Source organism: Stenotrophomonas sp. 2619 (assembly GCF_040548725.1).
Classification (GTDB): Bacteria; Pseudomonadota; Gammaproteobacteria; order Xanthomonadales; family Xanthomonadaceae; genus Stenotrophomonas; species Stenotrophomonas maltophilia_AP.
In genome coordinates this window covers 51,703-67,901 of the sequence record NZ_JBEPSF010000003.1, presented here as the reverse complement: position 1 = coordinate 67,901, position 16,199 = coordinate 51,703, and the positions used below count along the sequence as shown (strand labels likewise).

Below are 16,199 nucleotides of genomic sequence, written 5' to 3'. Positions count from 1 at the left end.
ATCGCGAAGGATCCCCAAAGTTTGCGTTGCAAACTTTGGGCGCCGCTTCACCAGCAGCCAACACCCCCCGCCTGTCGGCGCGCCCCCGCTACTAGCGGGGGCTCCTCGTTTGGGAGTCCCCGGCCTTCGTCCCGGTAGTGCCGGCCGCTGGCCGGCTCCTCATTCCGCCCGCCACCCGGTAATGCCGGCCGCTGGCCGGCTCCTCATTCCGCCTGCCACCCGGTAATGCCGGCCGCTGGCCGGCTCCTCATTCCGCCTGCCACCCGGTAGTGCCGGCCGCTGGCCGGCTCCTCATTCCGCCCGCCACCGGTAGTGCCGGCCGCTGGCCGGCTCCTCGCGGTGCCGGATGGGGTCATGGGCTTGCCGGCCAACGGCCGGCACTACCGATTGCTGCGTTGCCGGCCAGCGGCCGGCACTACCGGGTTATGCGCTACCGGGCTGTGGTCGGCATTGCCGTGCGCGCGTGTGCGTTTGCGTCCCTTTTTTTGAAACTGTGATGTTGATCTGTGGCGATACGTTGGCGTACTGATGCGCCTGCTTGTGCTGCGAATCGAACGCCTTGCCGCTGCTTGCTTATGCAACCAATGCCGCTTTACCCGGCGCGGATGAACCGCGCGAAAAAATGTGACATCGAACACTCAAGTTGCGACGTCGCGTCGCCGCTATCCCGGGAGAGCGTTGACTTCACCGTCACGCGCCCCTCGCCCCATCCCGCATTCGCCACGACCTCACGCCCAGCGCCCCCACGGCTGCGCGCCACTGCCCTGCCCGGAGTTCCTGCCATGAAGTGGTTCCACGATCTGCCCATCGCCCGCAAACTGGCCGTGGGCTTTACCCTCACCACCCTGATGACCGTCATCCTCGGTGCCTTCGCGCTGGTCCGCCTCAATGGCGCCAACGCCGAACTGGGCGCGATGGCCAGCAACGACATTCCGTCGGTGCAGCACCTGGGCGAGGTGCGCTCGCAGCTGGGTGAATTCCGCACCTACGAAATGGCGCAGGTGAGCATGTTTGACCAGCCGGAAAAGGTCGCCGACTACAACAAGCGCATGGAGACCACCGCCAAGGTGGTCCGCGACGAACTGGCGGCCTACGCGGCACTGCCGGCCGGTGAGCGCGAACGCGCCCTGTTCGCCAAGGTGTCCGCCGACACCGATGCCTACTTCGCCGCCAACGTCGAACTGCGCGCCGCCGTCGCCGCCGGTGACGGTGCGCTGGCCCGCCAGGTCTCCGACGAGAAGTCGCGCCCGGCCCGCCGCCAGTTGTTCGATGACCTCAAGGCGCTCGGTGCGTTCAGCAACGGCCTGATGGCCAGCAAGATCGCCGCGGCCAATGCCACCCACCGCACCAGCGTGATCGCCATCATCTGCTGCATGGTGCTGCTGTCGCTGGTGGCCGCCGGCCTGGCCTTCATGATCTCGCGCATCATCACCCGTCCGCTGGGCCAGGCCGTGCACGCCATCAAGTCGGTGGCCCGCGGCGACCTGAGCGTCACCATCCGCGCCACCAGCGCCGACGAGGCCGGGCAGATGCTGGCCGCCACCGGCGAGATGACCAGCATGCTGCGCCGCTACTCCGAGGAAACCCGGCAGATGGCCGCAATGCATGCCGGCCCGGATATTTCGCACCGCATGCCCACCGACTTCCCGGGCGTGTACGGCGAGCTGGCCGTGGGTACCAACACGGTGGTGTTCGATCACCTGGATGCCATCAAGGACGCCATCGCGGTGCTGAACCAGTACGCCGCCGGTGACCTGTCGCCCAACGCCCGCCGCCTGCCCGGCAGCCGCGCGATCCTGCACGAATCGATGGACGCCGCGAAGGCCAGCCTGCTGGCCATCAACACCCAGATCCAGTCGCTGGCCCAGGCGGCCGCGGCCGGTGACTTCAGCCAGCGCGGCGATGCGCTGCGCTTCGATCACGATTTCCGGGTGATGATCGAGCACCTCAACACCATGATGGAAGTGGCCGACGGCAACCTGTCGCAGCTGTCGCACCTGCTGCAGTCGATCGCCAACGGCGACCTGACCGCACGCATGCAGGGCCAGTTCCACGGCGTGTTCGCCAGCATGCGCGACGACGCCAACACCACCGTGGCCCAGCTTACCCAGATCGTGGGCCGCATCCAGCACGCGTCCTCCAGCATCAGCACCGCCGCCGGCGAAATCGCCTCGGGCAACAACGACCTGTCGCGCCGTACCGAGCAGCAGGCCGCCAACCTGGAAGAAACCGCCGCGTCGATGGAGGAACTGACCTCCACCGTGCGCCAGAACGCCGAACACGCCCGCCAGGCCAACCAGCTGGCGATCGGCGCGCACGGTGTGGCCAGCCAGGGCGGCGACGTGGTCGGCCGCGTGGTCAGCACCATGCACGAAATCGACGCGTCCTCGCGCCGCATCGCCGACATCATCACCGTGATCGACGGCATCGCCTTCCAGACCAACATCCTGGCGCTGAATGCCGCCGTGGAAGCGGCACGTGCAGGCGAACAGGGCCGTGGGTTTGCCGTGGTGGCCTCCGAAGTGCGCACCCTGGCCCAGCGCTCGGCCAGTGCGGCCAAGGAGATCAAGGGCCTGATCGACGAGTCGGTCGGCAAGGTGGCCGAGGGCTCGGCGCTGGTCAACCAGGCTGGCGAGACCATGGGCGAAATCGTGGCGTCGGTGCAGCGCGTGACCGACATCATGGCCGAGATTTCCGCCGCTTCGCAGGAACAGTCGGCGGGCATCGAGCAGGTCAACCAGACCATCACCCAGATGGACGAAACCACCCAGCAGAACGCCGCGCTGGTGGAAGAAGCCACCGCCGCCGCCCGTTCGATGGAAGAGCAGGCCGGCCACCTCACCGATGCGGTGGCGCTGTTCAAGCTGGACGGCCAGGCGGCGCCGGTGGCCAGCGTGTCGGCTGCCAGCCCCCGTGCCCCGGCGGCCGCGGCACCGCGTGCGCGTGCGGCGGCAGCGCCGGTGCGCCGTCCCGCGGTGCGCGAGCCGGTGCTGGCCAATGAAGGCGACTGGCAGGAGTTCTAAGCCGTCCTCGTCTGTGACGTCTGTCCACGGCACCCCGCTTCGGCGGGGTGTCGTGCGTCTGGGGTAGGCAATGTGATCTACACGGATTGGCCCTACATTAATGTGAACCGCTGCCGATAAACGGACAGAGCCCCGGTAAATCCCGCCGGCGGCGCCCACTCAATTCAGCACGCATCCATGTCCGAAGGCAGCCTTGACGCACACGACGATCCCCACGCCGCGCACGACGACGGCGCGGACGATCGTTACCTGGTCCGCAATCCCCGGCAGATCCGTCAATTGCTGCAGGCATTGATCGACCAGCGCTCGTTGATCAATGCCCACCTGGGCGGTCGGGACCAGTCGTTCCCGACCGCGATCCTGGAGCTGGACGAGGACGAGGACATGCTGCTGCTCGACGGCAGTCCGTCCGAGCCGGCCAACCGGGCGGCGGAGGAAGCCGGGCACCTGCTGTGCTTCGCGCAGCTGGACAAGGTGATGGTACGGTTCCGGCTGGACCATCTGGAGCGCGTGGGCAGTACGCACCATGTGGCGTTCCGGGTGGCGTTCCCGAGCGAGCTGGTGCACCTGCAGCGTCGCGAGCTGTACCGCCTGGAGACGCCGATCACCGATTCACCGCAGTTGCTGTTCCCGATCAACGAGGACCGCAGCGAGGCGTTGAGTCTGCGGGTGGTGGACATCAGTGGCGGCGGTCTGGCGGTGACGGTGCCGGTGGACTGCAATGTGTTCGCGCTGCAGAAGCGTTATGACGCGCGGCTGGACATGCCGGAGGGCGGGTCGCTGCAGATTGCGTTGATCGTGTGCAATCAGCTGGCGGTGAAGCTGCCCAACGGGGTGGAGATGAAGCGGGTGGGGATGCGTTTCGACACGCTGCCACGCGGGGGCGACAGTGCGATCCAGCGCTACATTTTCCGCATCGACCGGCAGCGTAGCGCCCGCAAGAATGGGGAGAGTTAGGCGGCTGCTTTTCTTGGGAGCAACTGCAACCGCAACTGCGGCGGTTCGGTGCTGTCGGGGTGGGTCGGTACGGGTGGGTTGGCGGGACACGCCGTAAATCCATCCCTGGAGGCTCGTGGGCGCCATCCATGGCGCCCAACGGTCCCGCCAACCCACCCGTACCGCCCCAGCGCAGATGGCTTTCGCCGTGTTGAGAGCAAGAGCACGCAGCGCGGGGTGGGGGTGTAGGTGCCGAGCAACGCTCGGCACTACCCCTCCCCACCACGGGCGGCTTTATCCCACCGATCACGCATTCTGTGGGGCGGGCGGTGCCAGGCCCTGCCGGGACCGTTGGGCGCCATGGGTCCGGCGCATGCGCCGGACGGGTTGGGCAGGACGCCCAACCCCGGTCTTGCCGTTTGTGCAGGATTGCATAAACGAGCAAGGCGCCCACGAGCCCCCAGGGATGGGTTCACGGCGTGTCCCGGCAGGGCCTGGCACCGCCCGCTGGCCATCAGCAGCGAATAGCTGGAAGCCGCCAATCACACCCCGTCTAAAGTCGCCCCACTCCAGGCCGATATTGAGCGTGACGCCCGGTTTTTCCTTACCGCCACGCCCGACCCAGGATTCCTTCCATGAACGACAGCAACCCCAACGCCGCCAGCAGCGGTGGCGAGTACCTCAGCTTCACCCTCGGCGCCGAGCACTACGGCGTGGATATTCTCAAGGTCCAGGAAATCCGCGGCTACGACTCGGTCACCCGCGTGCCCGATGCCCCCGATTACATCAAGGGCGTCATCAACCTGCGCGGCACCATCGTCCCGGTCATCGACCTGCGCCTCAAGCTGCGCCTGGAAAAGGCCACGTATGACGCCTTCACCGTGATGATCGTGCTCAACGTGGAAGACCGCGTCGTCGGCATCGTCGTCGACAGCGTCTCCGACGTCATCCCGCTCAACGCCGACCAGATCCGCCCCACCCCCGAGTTCGGCGCCGCCGTCGATACCCGCTTCATCTCCGGCATCGGCACCCAGGACGATCGCATGCTGATCCTGCTGGATATCGAAACCCTGCTCGACAGCGCCGACATGGGCCAGCCGGCCCACGTTGAAGACGCCGCCGCCTGATCGCACCCCGCCATCCCGGTCGATTCGACCGGGATCGTGAAAAAAGTTCTTCAGTTCCCTGCGCGACGGCCGATAGCTGCTTCAGGACCCGGCTGTGTAGGGCTGCCCAAGGCCGGGCCAACTCGTCCAATTTCCCCCGGAGATTATTCCCGATGAAGTCCCTGCTTGCGCTGTTCTCGGTTGCCGTCCTCGCCTCCTCTGCCTCGTCCGCCTTCGCCCAGTCGGCCGAGATGATCCCGCCGGAAATGGCACCGCGCTCGGTCGGCAAGGACGGCATGGTCTGCGGCAAGGTCGAAAAGGCCCGCTACGCCGAAGGCTCCGAAGGCCAGCCGACCTTCCTGTACATGGGCGGCGCGTTCCCGCGCCACACCTTCTCGGCCCGCATCGCCGGTGCCAACCGCGGCAAGTTCAGCTTCCCGCTGGAAACCCTGGAAGGCAAGACCGTCTGCGTGATCGGCAAGATCGCCCGCGACGCATCGCGTGCTGAAATCGAAGTCAGCTCGCCGGCCGGCCTCAAGCTCGCCAACATCAAGTAATCCGCCGTACGCCATGCCACGCCGGCACTGGCCGGCGTGGTCGCTGCAACCGGGCACGACGCCCGGACGCGTTTGCCACTGGAGATCGCACCGCCCATGCCCTGGATCAACAACCTCAAACTGATGCCGAAGTTGATGCTGACTTTCGGTGTCCTCCTGCTGGTGATGCTGCTGCAGGGCATCGTGGCGTATCGCGGGCTGTACTCGCTCAACAACGTCACCACCGAACTGGCCGGCCACCGGATGGAAAGCATCCGCACCGCCGGTGAAATCCGCGGCATGGTGGGCGAATACCGCAACTCGGCCTACCAGGGCCTGATCCGCGCCAGCGACGACGTCAAGGCCGACGCCAAGAAGCGCGCCGCCGAACTGCGCGGCAAGATCGACCTGTCCATCAAGAAATACCCCGAATTGATCGACAATCCCCAGCAGAAGAAGCTGTTCGACACCTTCGCCAAGGATTGGAAAGACTCGCTGGCCTCCTACGATGCCGTCACCGAGATGCTGGAACTGGATCTCCCCGATGACGCCGTGGACACCTTCGTCGGCGAAACCCGCACCAAGCACCTGAAAGCCTCCTCGGCGCTCGAAGCGCTGATTGCCGAAGACAACCGCCTGGCCCGCGCCTCGCGCGAGGAAGCCGAATCGACCTATGCCGCGTCGGCCACCCTGACCGTCATCGCCCTGCTCGGCGGTGCCGCCCTCGGCCTGGTGCTGGTGTACCTGTTCGCCCGTTCGCTGGTGGGCAGCATGCGCGGCGCCGTGTCGGTCGCCAACGACGTGGCCGGCGGCAAGCTCGACGGCCATATCGACGTCACCCGCAAGGATGAAGTCGGCGACCTGATGCAGGCCATGCAGCGCATGCAGCGCGACCTGCGCGAGCGCACCGAAACCGACCAGGCCATCGCCCGCGAGAACCTGCGCATCCGCACCGCGCTGGATTACAGCTCCACCGGCGTGTACCTGACCGACAACCAGCTCAACATCGTCTACGCCAACCGCGCACTCGAGCAGAGCCTGACCCAGTACCAGGATGAGCTGCGCAAGCACCTGCCCGACTTCGATGCCGGCACCTCGCTGGTGGGCCGCCCGCTGACCGTGCTCGAGCACCGCGGCGAGATGGATGCCAACCTGCTGAACAACCTCAAGGCGAACGGCGTGGCCCGTCGTGCCATGCAGTTCGGCGACGCGCAGTTCGCCCAGGTGGTGTCCACCATCCGCAACCAGGACGGTGAGAGCGTCGGCCACGTGGTCGAGTGGCGCGACCGCACGCCCGAAGCGCTGGTCGAAGCCGAAGTGGCCCGCGTGATTGCCCAGGCCGCCGCCGGCGATCTGTCCGGCCGCATCCGCGCCGATGGCAAGGAAGGTTTCTTCCTTCAGCTGGCCCAGCAGATCAACGGCCTGCTGGACGCCAACGCGGCCAGCATCGAGCAGATCTCCGGCCTGCTCACCGCACTGTCGCAGGGTGATCTCACGGTGCGCATGCACGGTGATTTTCAGGGCGTGTTCGCCACCATGCGCGACGACGCCAATGCCACCGCCGAACAGCTCAGCGGCATCGTCACCAAGATCAAGCACTCCAGCCAGGCCATCAGCTCGGCGGCCAGCGAGATCGCCACGGGCAACAGCGACCTGTCGCGCCGTACCGAACAGCAGGCGGCGAACCTGGAAGAAACCGCGGCGTCGATGGAGGAACTGACCTCCACCGTGCGCCAGAACGCCGAGCATGCCCGCCAGGCCAACCAGCTGGCCATCGGCGCGCACAGCGTGGCCAGCCAGGGCGGCGAAGTGGTCGGCCAGGTGGTCACCACCATGAGCGCGATCCAGACCTCGTCCAAGAAGATCGCCGAGATCATCTCGGTCATCGACGGCATCGCCTTCCAGACCAACATCCTGGCGCTGAATGCCGCGGTGGAAGCCGCGCGTGCAGGCGAACAGGGCCGCGGTTTTGCCGTGGTTGCCTCCGAAGTGCGCACCCTGGCCCAGCGTTCGGCCGGTGCGGCCAAGGAAATCAAGGGCCTCATCGACGACTCGGTCGGCAAGGTCAACGACGGCTCGGCACTGGTGCACAAGGCGGGCGCGACCATGGGCGAGATCGTCGCCTCGGTGCAGCGCGTGACCGACATCATGGCCGAGATCTCCGCCGCCTCGCAGGAACAGTCGGCCGGCATCGAGCAGGTCAACCAGACCGTGGTGCAGATGGACGAAACCACCCAGCAGAACGCCGCGCTGGTGGAAGAAGCCACCGCTGCCGCGCGTTCGATGGAAGAACAGGCCGGCCACCTCAGCGACGCGGTGTCGATCTTCAAGCTCGACGCGCATGACGTGGTGCTGCCGCCGGTAGCCGTGGCGGCCCCGACCCCGCGTGCCGCACGCCCGGTTGCCGCAGCGCCGGCCCCGGTCCGCCGTGCAGCGGCCCGCCCGGTCGCCACCGAGCTGGCCGACGGCGACTGGCAGGAGTTCTAAGCGCGCCTGCGCGCTGTAACCTGGCATGACGGAAGGCCCCGATACCCATCGGGGCCTTTTTTGTTTGCACAACCGCCGGTAGAGCCACCCCATGGGTGGCTGCGTACCTTCGGGTGCCGCGTGCAGCCACCCATGGGGTGGCTCTACCCATCTGCGCCATTGCGTGCAGCCGACCAACGGTCGGCTCTACCCCTTCGGCACCCCGTGCAGCCACCCATGGGGTGGCTCTACCCCCGCCGTGGGCTGCGTGAACCTGAATACGCTCAGTCACCTGCCCTCAATAGCCGCTGCCTTTGGCCGATAACAGCATTGCCGCGACACGTTCGTCGACCAAAGATGCCCTGCCCATGAATCTGATCAGCCGCTGGAACCAGTATTTCTCCAACCTGTCCGTCAGGCGCAAGCTCAACCTGCTCACTGCCCTCATCGCCGTCGGCGTCATCGCCCTGGCCGTGATCGCTGCGCGCATGCAGTACCTGGACCTCACCGATACCCGCAAGGACAGCCTGAAGATCCAGGTCGAACTGACCTACGGCATCCTGGACCACTACCACCGCCTGGCCGAGACCGGCGAGCTGACCGAACCGGCCGCCAAGGCCGCCGCGCTGGAAGCCCTCGAGCGCATGCGCGCCGACAGCGACGCCTACTACTACAGCGTCTACGACACCCAGTACCGCGTGCTGATGCATCCGTTCCGCAAGGACCTCATCGGCAAGGACATGCAGGCATTCCGCTCCGAGGACGGCGTGCAGCTGTTCCACGACCTGGTCCAGGTCGCGCGCCAGGGCGGCGGCGTGGTGTCCTACAAGTGGGCCAAGGCCGGCGCCGAGGGCCTGTACGACAAGTCGTCCTACGCCGGCCTGTACAAGCCGTGGCAGTGGGTGATCAGCAGCGGCGTGTACATGGAAGACGTACAGCAGCAGGCGCTGGTATTCACCGCCATCATGACCGCCAGCGGCGGCGCCGTGGTGCTGATCGTGCTGGCGCTGAGCTGGCTGATCGGCAACCGCATCACCCTGCCGCTGCGCCAGGCCACCCAGGTGGCCGAGAGCATCGCCGCCGGCAAGCTCGACAGCCGCATCGGTGCCCAGGCCCACGACGAACCCGGCCGTCTGCTGGAAAGCATGGCGCGCATGCAGCAGCAGCTGCACGCGGTGATCAGCGGCCAGCGCGAGATGGCCAACCGCCATGACGCCGGCCAGACCAGCTACCGCATGGACGAAAGCGCCTTCCCCGGCGAGTACGGGCTGATGGTGCACGAAACCAACACCCTGGTCGGCGCGCACGTGCAGACCATGCAGAGCGTCCTGCAGGTGGTGCAGCGCTACGCGGTGGGCGACCTGTCCGCCGAGATCGCGCGCTACCCGGGCGAGAAGGCCGCCATCACCGACACCGTCGATTCGGTCAAGCAGAACCTGGCCAGCATCAATGCCGAGATCAAGCGCCTGGGCGCGGCCGCGGCAGCCGGTGATTTCAGCCAGCGCGGCGACACCGCCGGCTTCGACCACGACTTCCGCCTGATGATCGCCAACCTCAACGCGATGATGCAGGTCAGCGACGACAACCTGGGCAAACTCTCGCAGCTGCTCTCGGGTATCGCCGAGGGCGACCTCACCGTGCGCATGCACGGCGACTTCCAGGGCGTGTTCGCCAGCATGCGCGACGATGCCAACGCCACGGTCGCCCAGCTCACCCAGATCGTGGGCCAGATCCAGGCCGCGGCGGGCAGCATCAACCAGGCGGCCGGCGAGATCGCCAGCGGCAACAGCGACCTGTCGCGCCGCACCGAACAGCAGGCCGCCAACCTGGAAGAAACCGCCGCCTCGATGGAGGAACTGACCTCCACCGTGCGGCAGAACGCCGAGCATGCCCGCCAGGCCAACCAGCTGGCCATCGGCGCGCACGGCGTGGCCAGCCAGGGGGGCGAGGTCGTCGGCCAGGTGGTCACCACCATGAGCGCGATCGAAGCCAGCTCCAGGCGCATCGCCGAGATCATCTCGGTCATCGACGGGATCGCCTTCCAGACCAACATCCTGGCGCTGAACGCTGCGGTGGAAGCGGCGCGCGCGGGCGAACAGGGCCGCGGTTTTGCCGTGGTCGCCTCCGAAGTACGCACCCTGGCCCAGCGTTCGGCCGGGGCCGCCAAGGAGATCAAGGGCCTGATCGACGACTCGGTGGCCAGCGTGGCCGACGGCTCGGCGCTGGTGCGCAAGGCCGGCACCACCATGGGCGAAATCGTCGCCTCGGTGCAGCGCGTGACCGACATCATGGCCGAGATCTCTGCCGCCTCGCAGGAACAGTCGGCCGGCATCGACCAGGTCAACCAGACCGTGGTGCAGATGGACGAAACCACCCAGCAGAACGCCGCACTGGTGGAAGAAGCCACCGCCGCCGCGCGTGCCATGGAAGAACAGGCCGGCCAGCTGTCCGACGCCGTGGCCATCTTCCGCCTGGACAACCACGTGGCCGCTGCCGTCAGCGCGGTCACCGCGCGTGTGGTGGTGCCCGGCCCGGCCCGGCCTGCCGCCCGCCCGGCCGCGACCAGCCCGGTACGTGCCGCGCCCGCCCCGCGCGCGCCACGCACCACGCCCGACGACGGCAACTGGCAAGAGTTCTGAGCCTCCGCGGCGGCCACCCGGCCGCCGCCTCCCCACCCTCCTTCGAGTCCGCCCGTGTCCACGCCTTCTGCCCCTGCCACCACCGCCCAGAACGGCCGCGAATTCGAGTTCGCCGATCGTGATTTCCGCCGCGTCTGCGACCTGATCTACCAGCGTGTCGGCATCTCGCTGGCACCGGCCAAGCGCGACATGGTCTACGGCCGCCTGTCGCGGCGCCTGCGGGCGCTGGGCCTGCGCAACTTCCACGACTACCTGGACCAGCTCGAACGCGACGGCGGCGACGAGTGGCAGGCGTTCACCAACGCACTGACCACCAACCTCACCGCGTTCTTCCGCGAACCGCACCACTTCGAAAAGCTCGACACCGAACTGCGCGCGCGGGCCGGCCACGGCACCCTGCAGCTGTGGTCGTGCGCGGCCTCCACCGGTGAAGAGCCCTACTCCATGGCCATCACCGCCTGCGAAGCGTTCGGCACGCTCAAGCCGCCGGTACGGATCCTGGCCACCGACGTGGACACCCAGGTGCTGGCCACCGCCAGCCGCGGCGTGTACGCCATCGACCGTGTGTCCGGGCTGGACCCGGCGATCAAGAAGCGCTATTTCCAGCGTGGCAGCGGCCCCAACGAAGGCAGCTGCCGGGTCAACCCGGCCCTGCGCGACCTGATCGACTTCCGCCCGCTCAACCTGCTCAGCAACCGCTACGACGTCGGCGGTCCGTTCGATGCCCTGTTCTGCCGCAACGTGATGATCTATTTCGACAAGCCCACCCAGCGCGGCATCCTGTCGCGGCTGATCCAGCACATGGGCGATGACGGCCTGCTCTACACCGGCCATTCGGAGAACTACCTGCACGCCGCCGACCTGATCCAGCCGTGCGGGCGCACCCTGTACAAGCGTGCCCCCGGAGCCCCGGCATGAACGCCGTGGTCCGCACCGACGATGTGATGCGCTACTTCGACAGCCGCTTCAAGGTGACCGCCGCCAAGCTGCTGCCCACCCAGTACCTGGTGGTGGACGACGACACCGCGCTGACCACCACGCTGGGTTCGTGCGTGGCCGCCTGCCTGCGCGACCCGGTGCTGAAGATCGGCGGCATGAACCACTTCCTGCTGCCCGAAGGCAACGTCGGCGACGGCGCGCCCGCGCGTTACGGCAGCTATGCCATGGAACTGCTGATCAACGACCTGCTCAAGCGCGGCGCACACCGCAAGCGCCTGGAAGCGAAGGTGTTCGGCGGTGCCAACGTGCTCAAGGGCTTCACCAGCAACCCGGTGGGCACGCGCAACGCCGAGTTCGTGCGCCAGTACCTGCAGGCCGAGCACATCCCGGTGCTGGCCGAGGACCTGTGCGGCATCCATCCGCGCAAGGTGTGGTTCTTCGCCGATACCGGCCGCGTCGTCGTGCAGCGCCTGCCACACGCCCACGAAGCCGAAGTGGCCGCTACCGAATCGGCCGTGCGCGCCCGCCTGTCCAAGGCCCCGGTCACCGGCGGCGTGGAGCTGTTCGAATGACCCAGACCGGCCCCTGTCGCGTGCTGATCGTCGACGACTCCGCCGTGGTACGGCAGATGCTCAGCGAAATCCTCGCCAGCGATCGCGATATCGAAGTCGTCGGCACTGCCGCCGACCCGTTGCTGGCGCGCGAGAAAATCAAGCGCCTGGCCCCGGACGTGATCACCCTGGACGTGGAAATGCCGCGCATGGACGGCCTGGCGTTCCTGGAAAACCTGATGCGGCTGCACCCGCTGCCGGTGGTGATGATCTCCTCGCTGACCGAACGTGGCGCCGACACCACCCTGCAGGCGCTGGCGCTGGGTGCGGTGGATTTCGTGTCCAAGCCGAAATTCGACGTCGCCCGCGGGCTGCAGGCCTATGCCGAAGAGATCATCGGCAAGGTCAAGATGGCCGCGCGCTCGCGCGTGCGTACCCTCGCCCGCCCCAGCATCCCGCGCATCACCCTGGATGCGGTGGCCCCGGCCGCCGCGCCGCGCGCGATCCAGTTCCGCACCACCGACCGCCTGATCGCCATCGGCGCCTCGGCCGGTGGCACCGAAGCGCTGCGCGTGGTGCTGGAAGGCATGCCGGCCGATGCGCCGGCGGTGGTGATGACCCAGCACCTGCCTGCCACCTTCAGCACCCCGTTCGCCGAACGCCTGGACCGCCATTCGGCGATGTCCGTGCGTGAAGCCAGCGACGGCGAAGCGGTACTGCCCGGCCACGCCTACCTGCCGCCCGGCGGCAAACACCTGCGCATCATCCGCGACGGTGCGCGCTGGCGTTGCCGCGTGGACGACGGCCCGGCGGTGAACCGGCACAAGCCGGCGGTGGACGTGCTGTTCCGCTCGGTGGCCGAAAGCGCCGGCGCCAATGCGATCGGCGCGATCCTCACCGGCATGGGCGACGACGGCGCGCGCGGCCTGCTGGAACTGCGCAACGCCGGCGCCCCCACCCTGGTGCAGGACGAAGCCACCAGCGTGGTCTGGGGCATGCCCGGCGCGGCGTACAAGCTCGGTGCCACCGAAGAAATGGTCCCGCTGGAACGCATCGCCGAACGTCTGATGGCCATGGCCCGCGCATAACCGTATCGCCGGGCTCTGCCCGGCCGCCCGAATCACGTAGCGCCGGGCTCTGCCCGGCTGCCCGAATCACGTAGCGCCGCGCTCTGCCGGCCGCCCAAATCACGTAGCGCCGGGCTCTGCCCGGCCGCCTTTCGCGCGTTCCCCCCTGCCGGGCAGAGCCCGGCGCGACGGAAGCCACCCATCACAACGAAAAAACCCCCGGCGTGCGCCGGGGGTTTTCTGTTTTCAGCCCATCCACCAACGGTCGATGGTTACCGGGTGCCGGCCATCGGCCAGCACCGCATCAGGCAGCTACCGTCTTGGCCACGTCCTGATAATCCTCGATCTGGTCGAAGTTCATGTAGCGGTAGATGTCCTTGCTGCTGGCATCCAGCACGCCGATGTCGGCCATGTACTCTTCCTTGGTCGGGATGCGACCCAGACGCGAGCAGATCGCGGCCAGTTCGGCCGACCCCAGGTACACGTTGGAGTTGCGGCCCAGACGGTTCGGGAAGTTGCGGGTCGAGGTCGAGAACACCGTCGCGCCCTCGCGCACCTGTGCCTGGTTACCCATGCACAGCGAGCAGCCCGGCATTTCCATGCGTGCGCCGGCGGTGCCGAAGGTGCCGTAATGGCCTTCCTTGGTCAGCTCGGAGGCATCCATCTTGGTCGGCGGGGCCACCCACAGCTTGGTCGGGATGTCGCGCTTGCCTTCCAGCAGCTTGGCCGCCGCACGGAAGTGACCGATGTTGGTCATGCACGAACCGATGAAGACTTCATCGATGGCCGCGCCGGCCACGTCGGACAGCGTCTTGACGTCGTCCGGATCGTTCGGGCAGGCCACGATCGGCTCGTGGATGTCGGCCAGGTCGATCTCGATGACGGCGGCGTACTCGGCGTCGGCATCCGGGGCCAGCAGCTCCGGGTTGGCCAGCCACGCTTCCATTTTCTCGATGCGACGCGCCAGCGAACGGGCGTCCTGGTAACCCTCGGCGATCATCCACTTCAGCAGCGTGATATTGCTGTTGAGGTACTCGATGATCGGCTCCTTGTTCAGGTGCACCGAGCAACCGGCAGCCGAACGTTCGGCCGAGGCATCGGACAGTTCGAACGCCTGCTCGACCTTCAGCTCCGGCAGACCTTCGATTTCCAGGATGCGACCGGAGAAGATGTTCTTCTTGCCGGCCTTGGCCACGGTCAGCAGACCGGACTTGATCGCGTACAGCGGGATCGCGTTGACCAGGTCACGCAGGGTCACGCCCGGCTGCATCTTGCCCTTGAAGCGCACCAGCACCGATTCAGGCATGTCCAGCGGCATCACGCCGGTGGCGGCCGCGAAGGCGACCAGGCCCGAGCCGGCCGGGAACGAAATGCCCACCGGGAAACGGGTGTGCGAGTCGCCGCCGGTGCCGACGGTGTCGGGCAGCAGCATGCGGTTGAGCCAGCTGTGGATCACGCCGTCGCCCGGGCGCAGCGAGATGCCGCCACGGGTGGAGATGAACTCCGGCAGCGTGTGGTGGGTCTTGACGTCCACCGGCTTCGGGTACGCGGCGGTGTGGCAGAACGACTGCATCACCAGGTCGGCCGAGAAGCCCAGGCAGGCCAGGTCCTTCAGCTCGTCGCGGGTCATCGGGCCGGTGGTGTCCTGCGAGCCCACCGAGGTCATCTTCGGTTCGCAGTAGGTGCCCGGGCGCATGCCCTGGCCTTCCGGCAGGCCACAGGCGCGGCCAACCATCTTCTGCGCCAGCGAGAAGCCCTTGCCGGTATCCGGCGGGTCCATCGGCAGGCGGAACAGATCGGTCGGAGCCAGGCCCAGCGCTTCACGTGCCTTGGCGGTCAGGCCACGGCCGATGATCAGCGGAATGCGGCCACCGGCGCGCACTTCGTCGAACAGCACGTCGGACTTGACCTTGAACTCGGCGATCACCGCGCCGTCCTTCAGCGCCTTGCCGTCGTACGGGCGCAGCTCGATCACATCGCCCATGTTCATCTGCGACACGTCGAGTTCGATCGGCAGCGCGCCGGCGTCTTCCATGGTGTTGTAGAAGATCGGGGCGATCTTGGACCCCAGGCACACGCCGCCGAAGCGCTTGTTCGGGATGAACGGAATATCTTCGCCGGTGAACCACAGCACCGAGTTGGTGGCCGACTTGCGGCTCGAACCGGTACCGACCACGTCGCCCACGTAGGCCACCAGGTGGCCCTTGTCCTTCAGCGATTCGATGAACTTGACCGGGCCGCGCTTGCCGTCTTCTTCCGGCTCGATGCCATCACGCTTGTTCTTCAGCATCGCCAGGGCGTGCAGCGGGATGTCCGGGCGGGTGGTGGCGTCCGGGGCCGGCGACAGGTCGTCGGTGTTGGTTTCGCCGGTCACCTTGAGCACGGTGATGGTCAGGCTTTCGGGCACCTGCGGGCGGCTGGTGAACCACTCCGCGTCGGCCCAGCTCTGCAGCACGCCCTGGGCGTTGGCATTGCCGGCCTTGGCCTTTTCCTGCACGTCGTGGAAGGCGTCGAAGACCAGCAGGGTCTTCTTCAGCGCGTCGGCGGCGATGGCGCCGACCACGGCGTCATCCAGCAGCTGCACCAGCGGGGCGACGTTGTAACCGCCGAGCATGGTGCCCAGCAGTTCGGTGGCGCGCTCGCGGCTGATCAGCGCGTTGGTCTCGCTGCCCAGGGCGATCGCGGCCAGGTACGAGGCCTTGACCTTGGCGGCGTCATCCACGCCGGCCGGCACGCGGTGGGTCAGCAATTCCAGCAGGAACTCGGCTTCGCCGGCGGGCGGGTTCTTCAGCAGTTCGATGACGTCGGCCGTCTGCTGGGCGTTCAGCGGCAGCGGCGGGATGCCAAGCGCGGCGCGCTCGGCTACGTGGTGGCGGTAGGCTTCCAACATGACAACTCCCGGGATTTCTTTGAAAAGACTGCGATTGAATACAGCG

At 67.3% G+C, this 16,199-nt stretch carries 10 protein-coding genes; 9 read left to right on the top strand and 1 reads right to left on the bottom strand.

The window, feature by feature from the left end; all coding sequences use genetic code 11:
- The first annotated feature begins 782 nt into the window (after positions 1 to 782).
- From ABIA71_RS04650 to ABIA71_RS04610, 9 genes are all read left to right on the top strand, one after another.
- Complete coding sequence (locus tag ABIA71_RS04650) at positions 783 to 3,023, top strand: methyl-accepting chemotaxis protein (RefSeq protein WP_354283528.1); 2,241 nt, start codon at positions 783 to 785, stop codon at positions 3,021 to 3,023.
- A gap of 177 nt (positions 3,024 to 3,200) precedes the next feature.
- Positions 3,201 to 3,980 (top strand): flagellar brake protein, encoded by a 780-nt coding sequence (locus ABIA71_RS04645; protein ID WP_354283526.1) that lies wholly within the window; start codon positions 3,201 to 3,203, stop codon positions 3,978 to 3,980.
- A 614-nt stretch (positions 3,981 to 4,594) separates the two neighbouring features.
- Complete coding sequence (locus ABIA71_RS04640) at positions 4,595 to 5,086, top strand: chemotaxis protein CheW (protein WP_128095881.1); 492 nt, start codon at positions 4,595 to 4,597, stop codon at positions 5,084 to 5,086.
- Between the two features lie 152 nt (positions 5,087 to 5,238).
- Complete coding sequence (locus tag ABIA71_RS04635) at positions 5,239 to 5,622, top strand: hypothetical protein (RefSeq protein WP_128095882.1); 384 nt, start codon at positions 5,239 to 5,241, stop codon at positions 5,620 to 5,622.
- 96 nt (positions 5,623 to 5,718) lie between these two features.
- Positions 5,719 to 8,088, top strand: a complete 2,370-nt coding sequence (locus tag ABIA71_RS04630; RefSeq protein WP_354283524.1) for a methyl-accepting chemotaxis protein — start codon at positions 5,719 to 5,721, stop codon at positions 8,086 to 8,088.
- A gap of 347 nt (positions 8,089 to 8,435) precedes the next feature.
- The gene (locus ABIA71_RS04625) at positions 8,436 to 10,706 is read left to right on the top strand and encodes a methyl-accepting chemotaxis protein (protein WP_354283522.1); all 2,271 of its coding nucleotides are present in this window, start codon (positions 8,436 to 8,438) and stop codon (positions 10,704 to 10,706) included.
- A gap of 54 nt (positions 10,707 to 10,760) precedes the next feature.
- Positions 10,761 to 11,624, top strand: a complete 864-nt coding sequence (locus ABIA71_RS04620) for a CheR family methyltransferase (RefSeq protein WP_128096848.1) — start codon at positions 10,761 to 10,763, stop codon at positions 11,622 to 11,624.
- A complete protein-coding gene (gene cheD, locus ABIA71_RS04615; protein ID WP_159496667.1) occupies positions 11,621 to 12,217 on the top strand; it encodes a chemoreceptor glutamine deamidase CheD in 597 nt (198 codons plus the stop codon). The genes ABIA71_RS04620 and cheD overlap by 4 nt, the downstream gene beginning before the upstream one ends.
- Positions 12,214 to 13,284, top strand: coding sequence for a protein-glutamate methylesterase/protein-glutamine glutaminase (locus ABIA71_RS04610; protein ID WP_354283519.1), 1,071 nt, complete (start codon positions 12,214 to 12,216; stop codon positions 13,282 to 13,284). The genes cheD and ABIA71_RS04610 overlap by 4 nt, the downstream gene beginning before the upstream one ends.
- A 283-nt stretch (positions 13,285 to 13,567) precedes the next feature.
- Here ABIA71_RS04610 and acnB read toward each other — a convergent pair whose 3' ends face one another.
- Positions 13,568 to 16,153 (bottom strand): bifunctional aconitate hydratase 2/2-methylisocitrate dehydratase, encoded by a 2,586-nt coding sequence (gene acnB / locus ABIA71_RS04605; RefSeq protein ID WP_354283517.1) that lies wholly within the window; start codon positions 16,151 to 16,153, stop codon positions 13,568 to 13,570.
- Positions 16,154 to 16,199 lie beyond the last annotated feature (46 nt).

Coding starts and splice junctions, on each gene's coding strand:
- acnB (WP_354283517.1), bottom strand. CDS start 16,153: ATGTTGGAAGCCTACCGCCACCACGTAGCCGAGCGCGCCGCGCTTGGC.
- ABIA71_RS04635 (WP_128095882.1), top strand. CDS start 5,239: ATGAAGTCCCTGCTTGCGCTGTTCTCGGTTGCCGTCCTCGCCTCCTCT.
- ABIA71_RS04645 (WP_354283526.1), top strand. CDS start 3,201: ATGTCCGAAGGCAGCCTTGACGCACACGACGATCCCCACGCCGCGCAC.
- ABIA71_RS04625 (WP_354283522.1), top strand. CDS start 8,436: ATGAATCTGATCAGCCGCTGGAACCAGTATTTCTCCAACCTGTCCGTC.
- ABIA71_RS04650 (WP_354283528.1), top strand. CDS start 783: ATGAAGTGGTTCCACGATCTGCCCATCGCCCGCAAACTGGCCGTGGGC.
- ABIA71_RS04640 (WP_128095881.1), top strand. CDS start 4,595: ATGAACGACAGCAACCCCAACGCCGCCAGCAGCGGTGGCGAGTACCTC.
- cheD (WP_159496667.1), top strand. CDS start 11,621: ATGAACGCCGTGGTCCGCACCGACGATGTGATGCGCTACTTCGACAGC.
- ABIA71_RS04630 (WP_354283524.1), top strand. CDS start 5,719: ATGCCCTGGATCAACAACCTCAAACTGATGCCGAAGTTGATGCTGACT.
- ABIA71_RS04610 (WP_354283519.1), top strand. CDS start 12,214: ATGACCCAGACCGGCCCCTGTCGCGTGCTGATCGTCGACGACTCCGCC.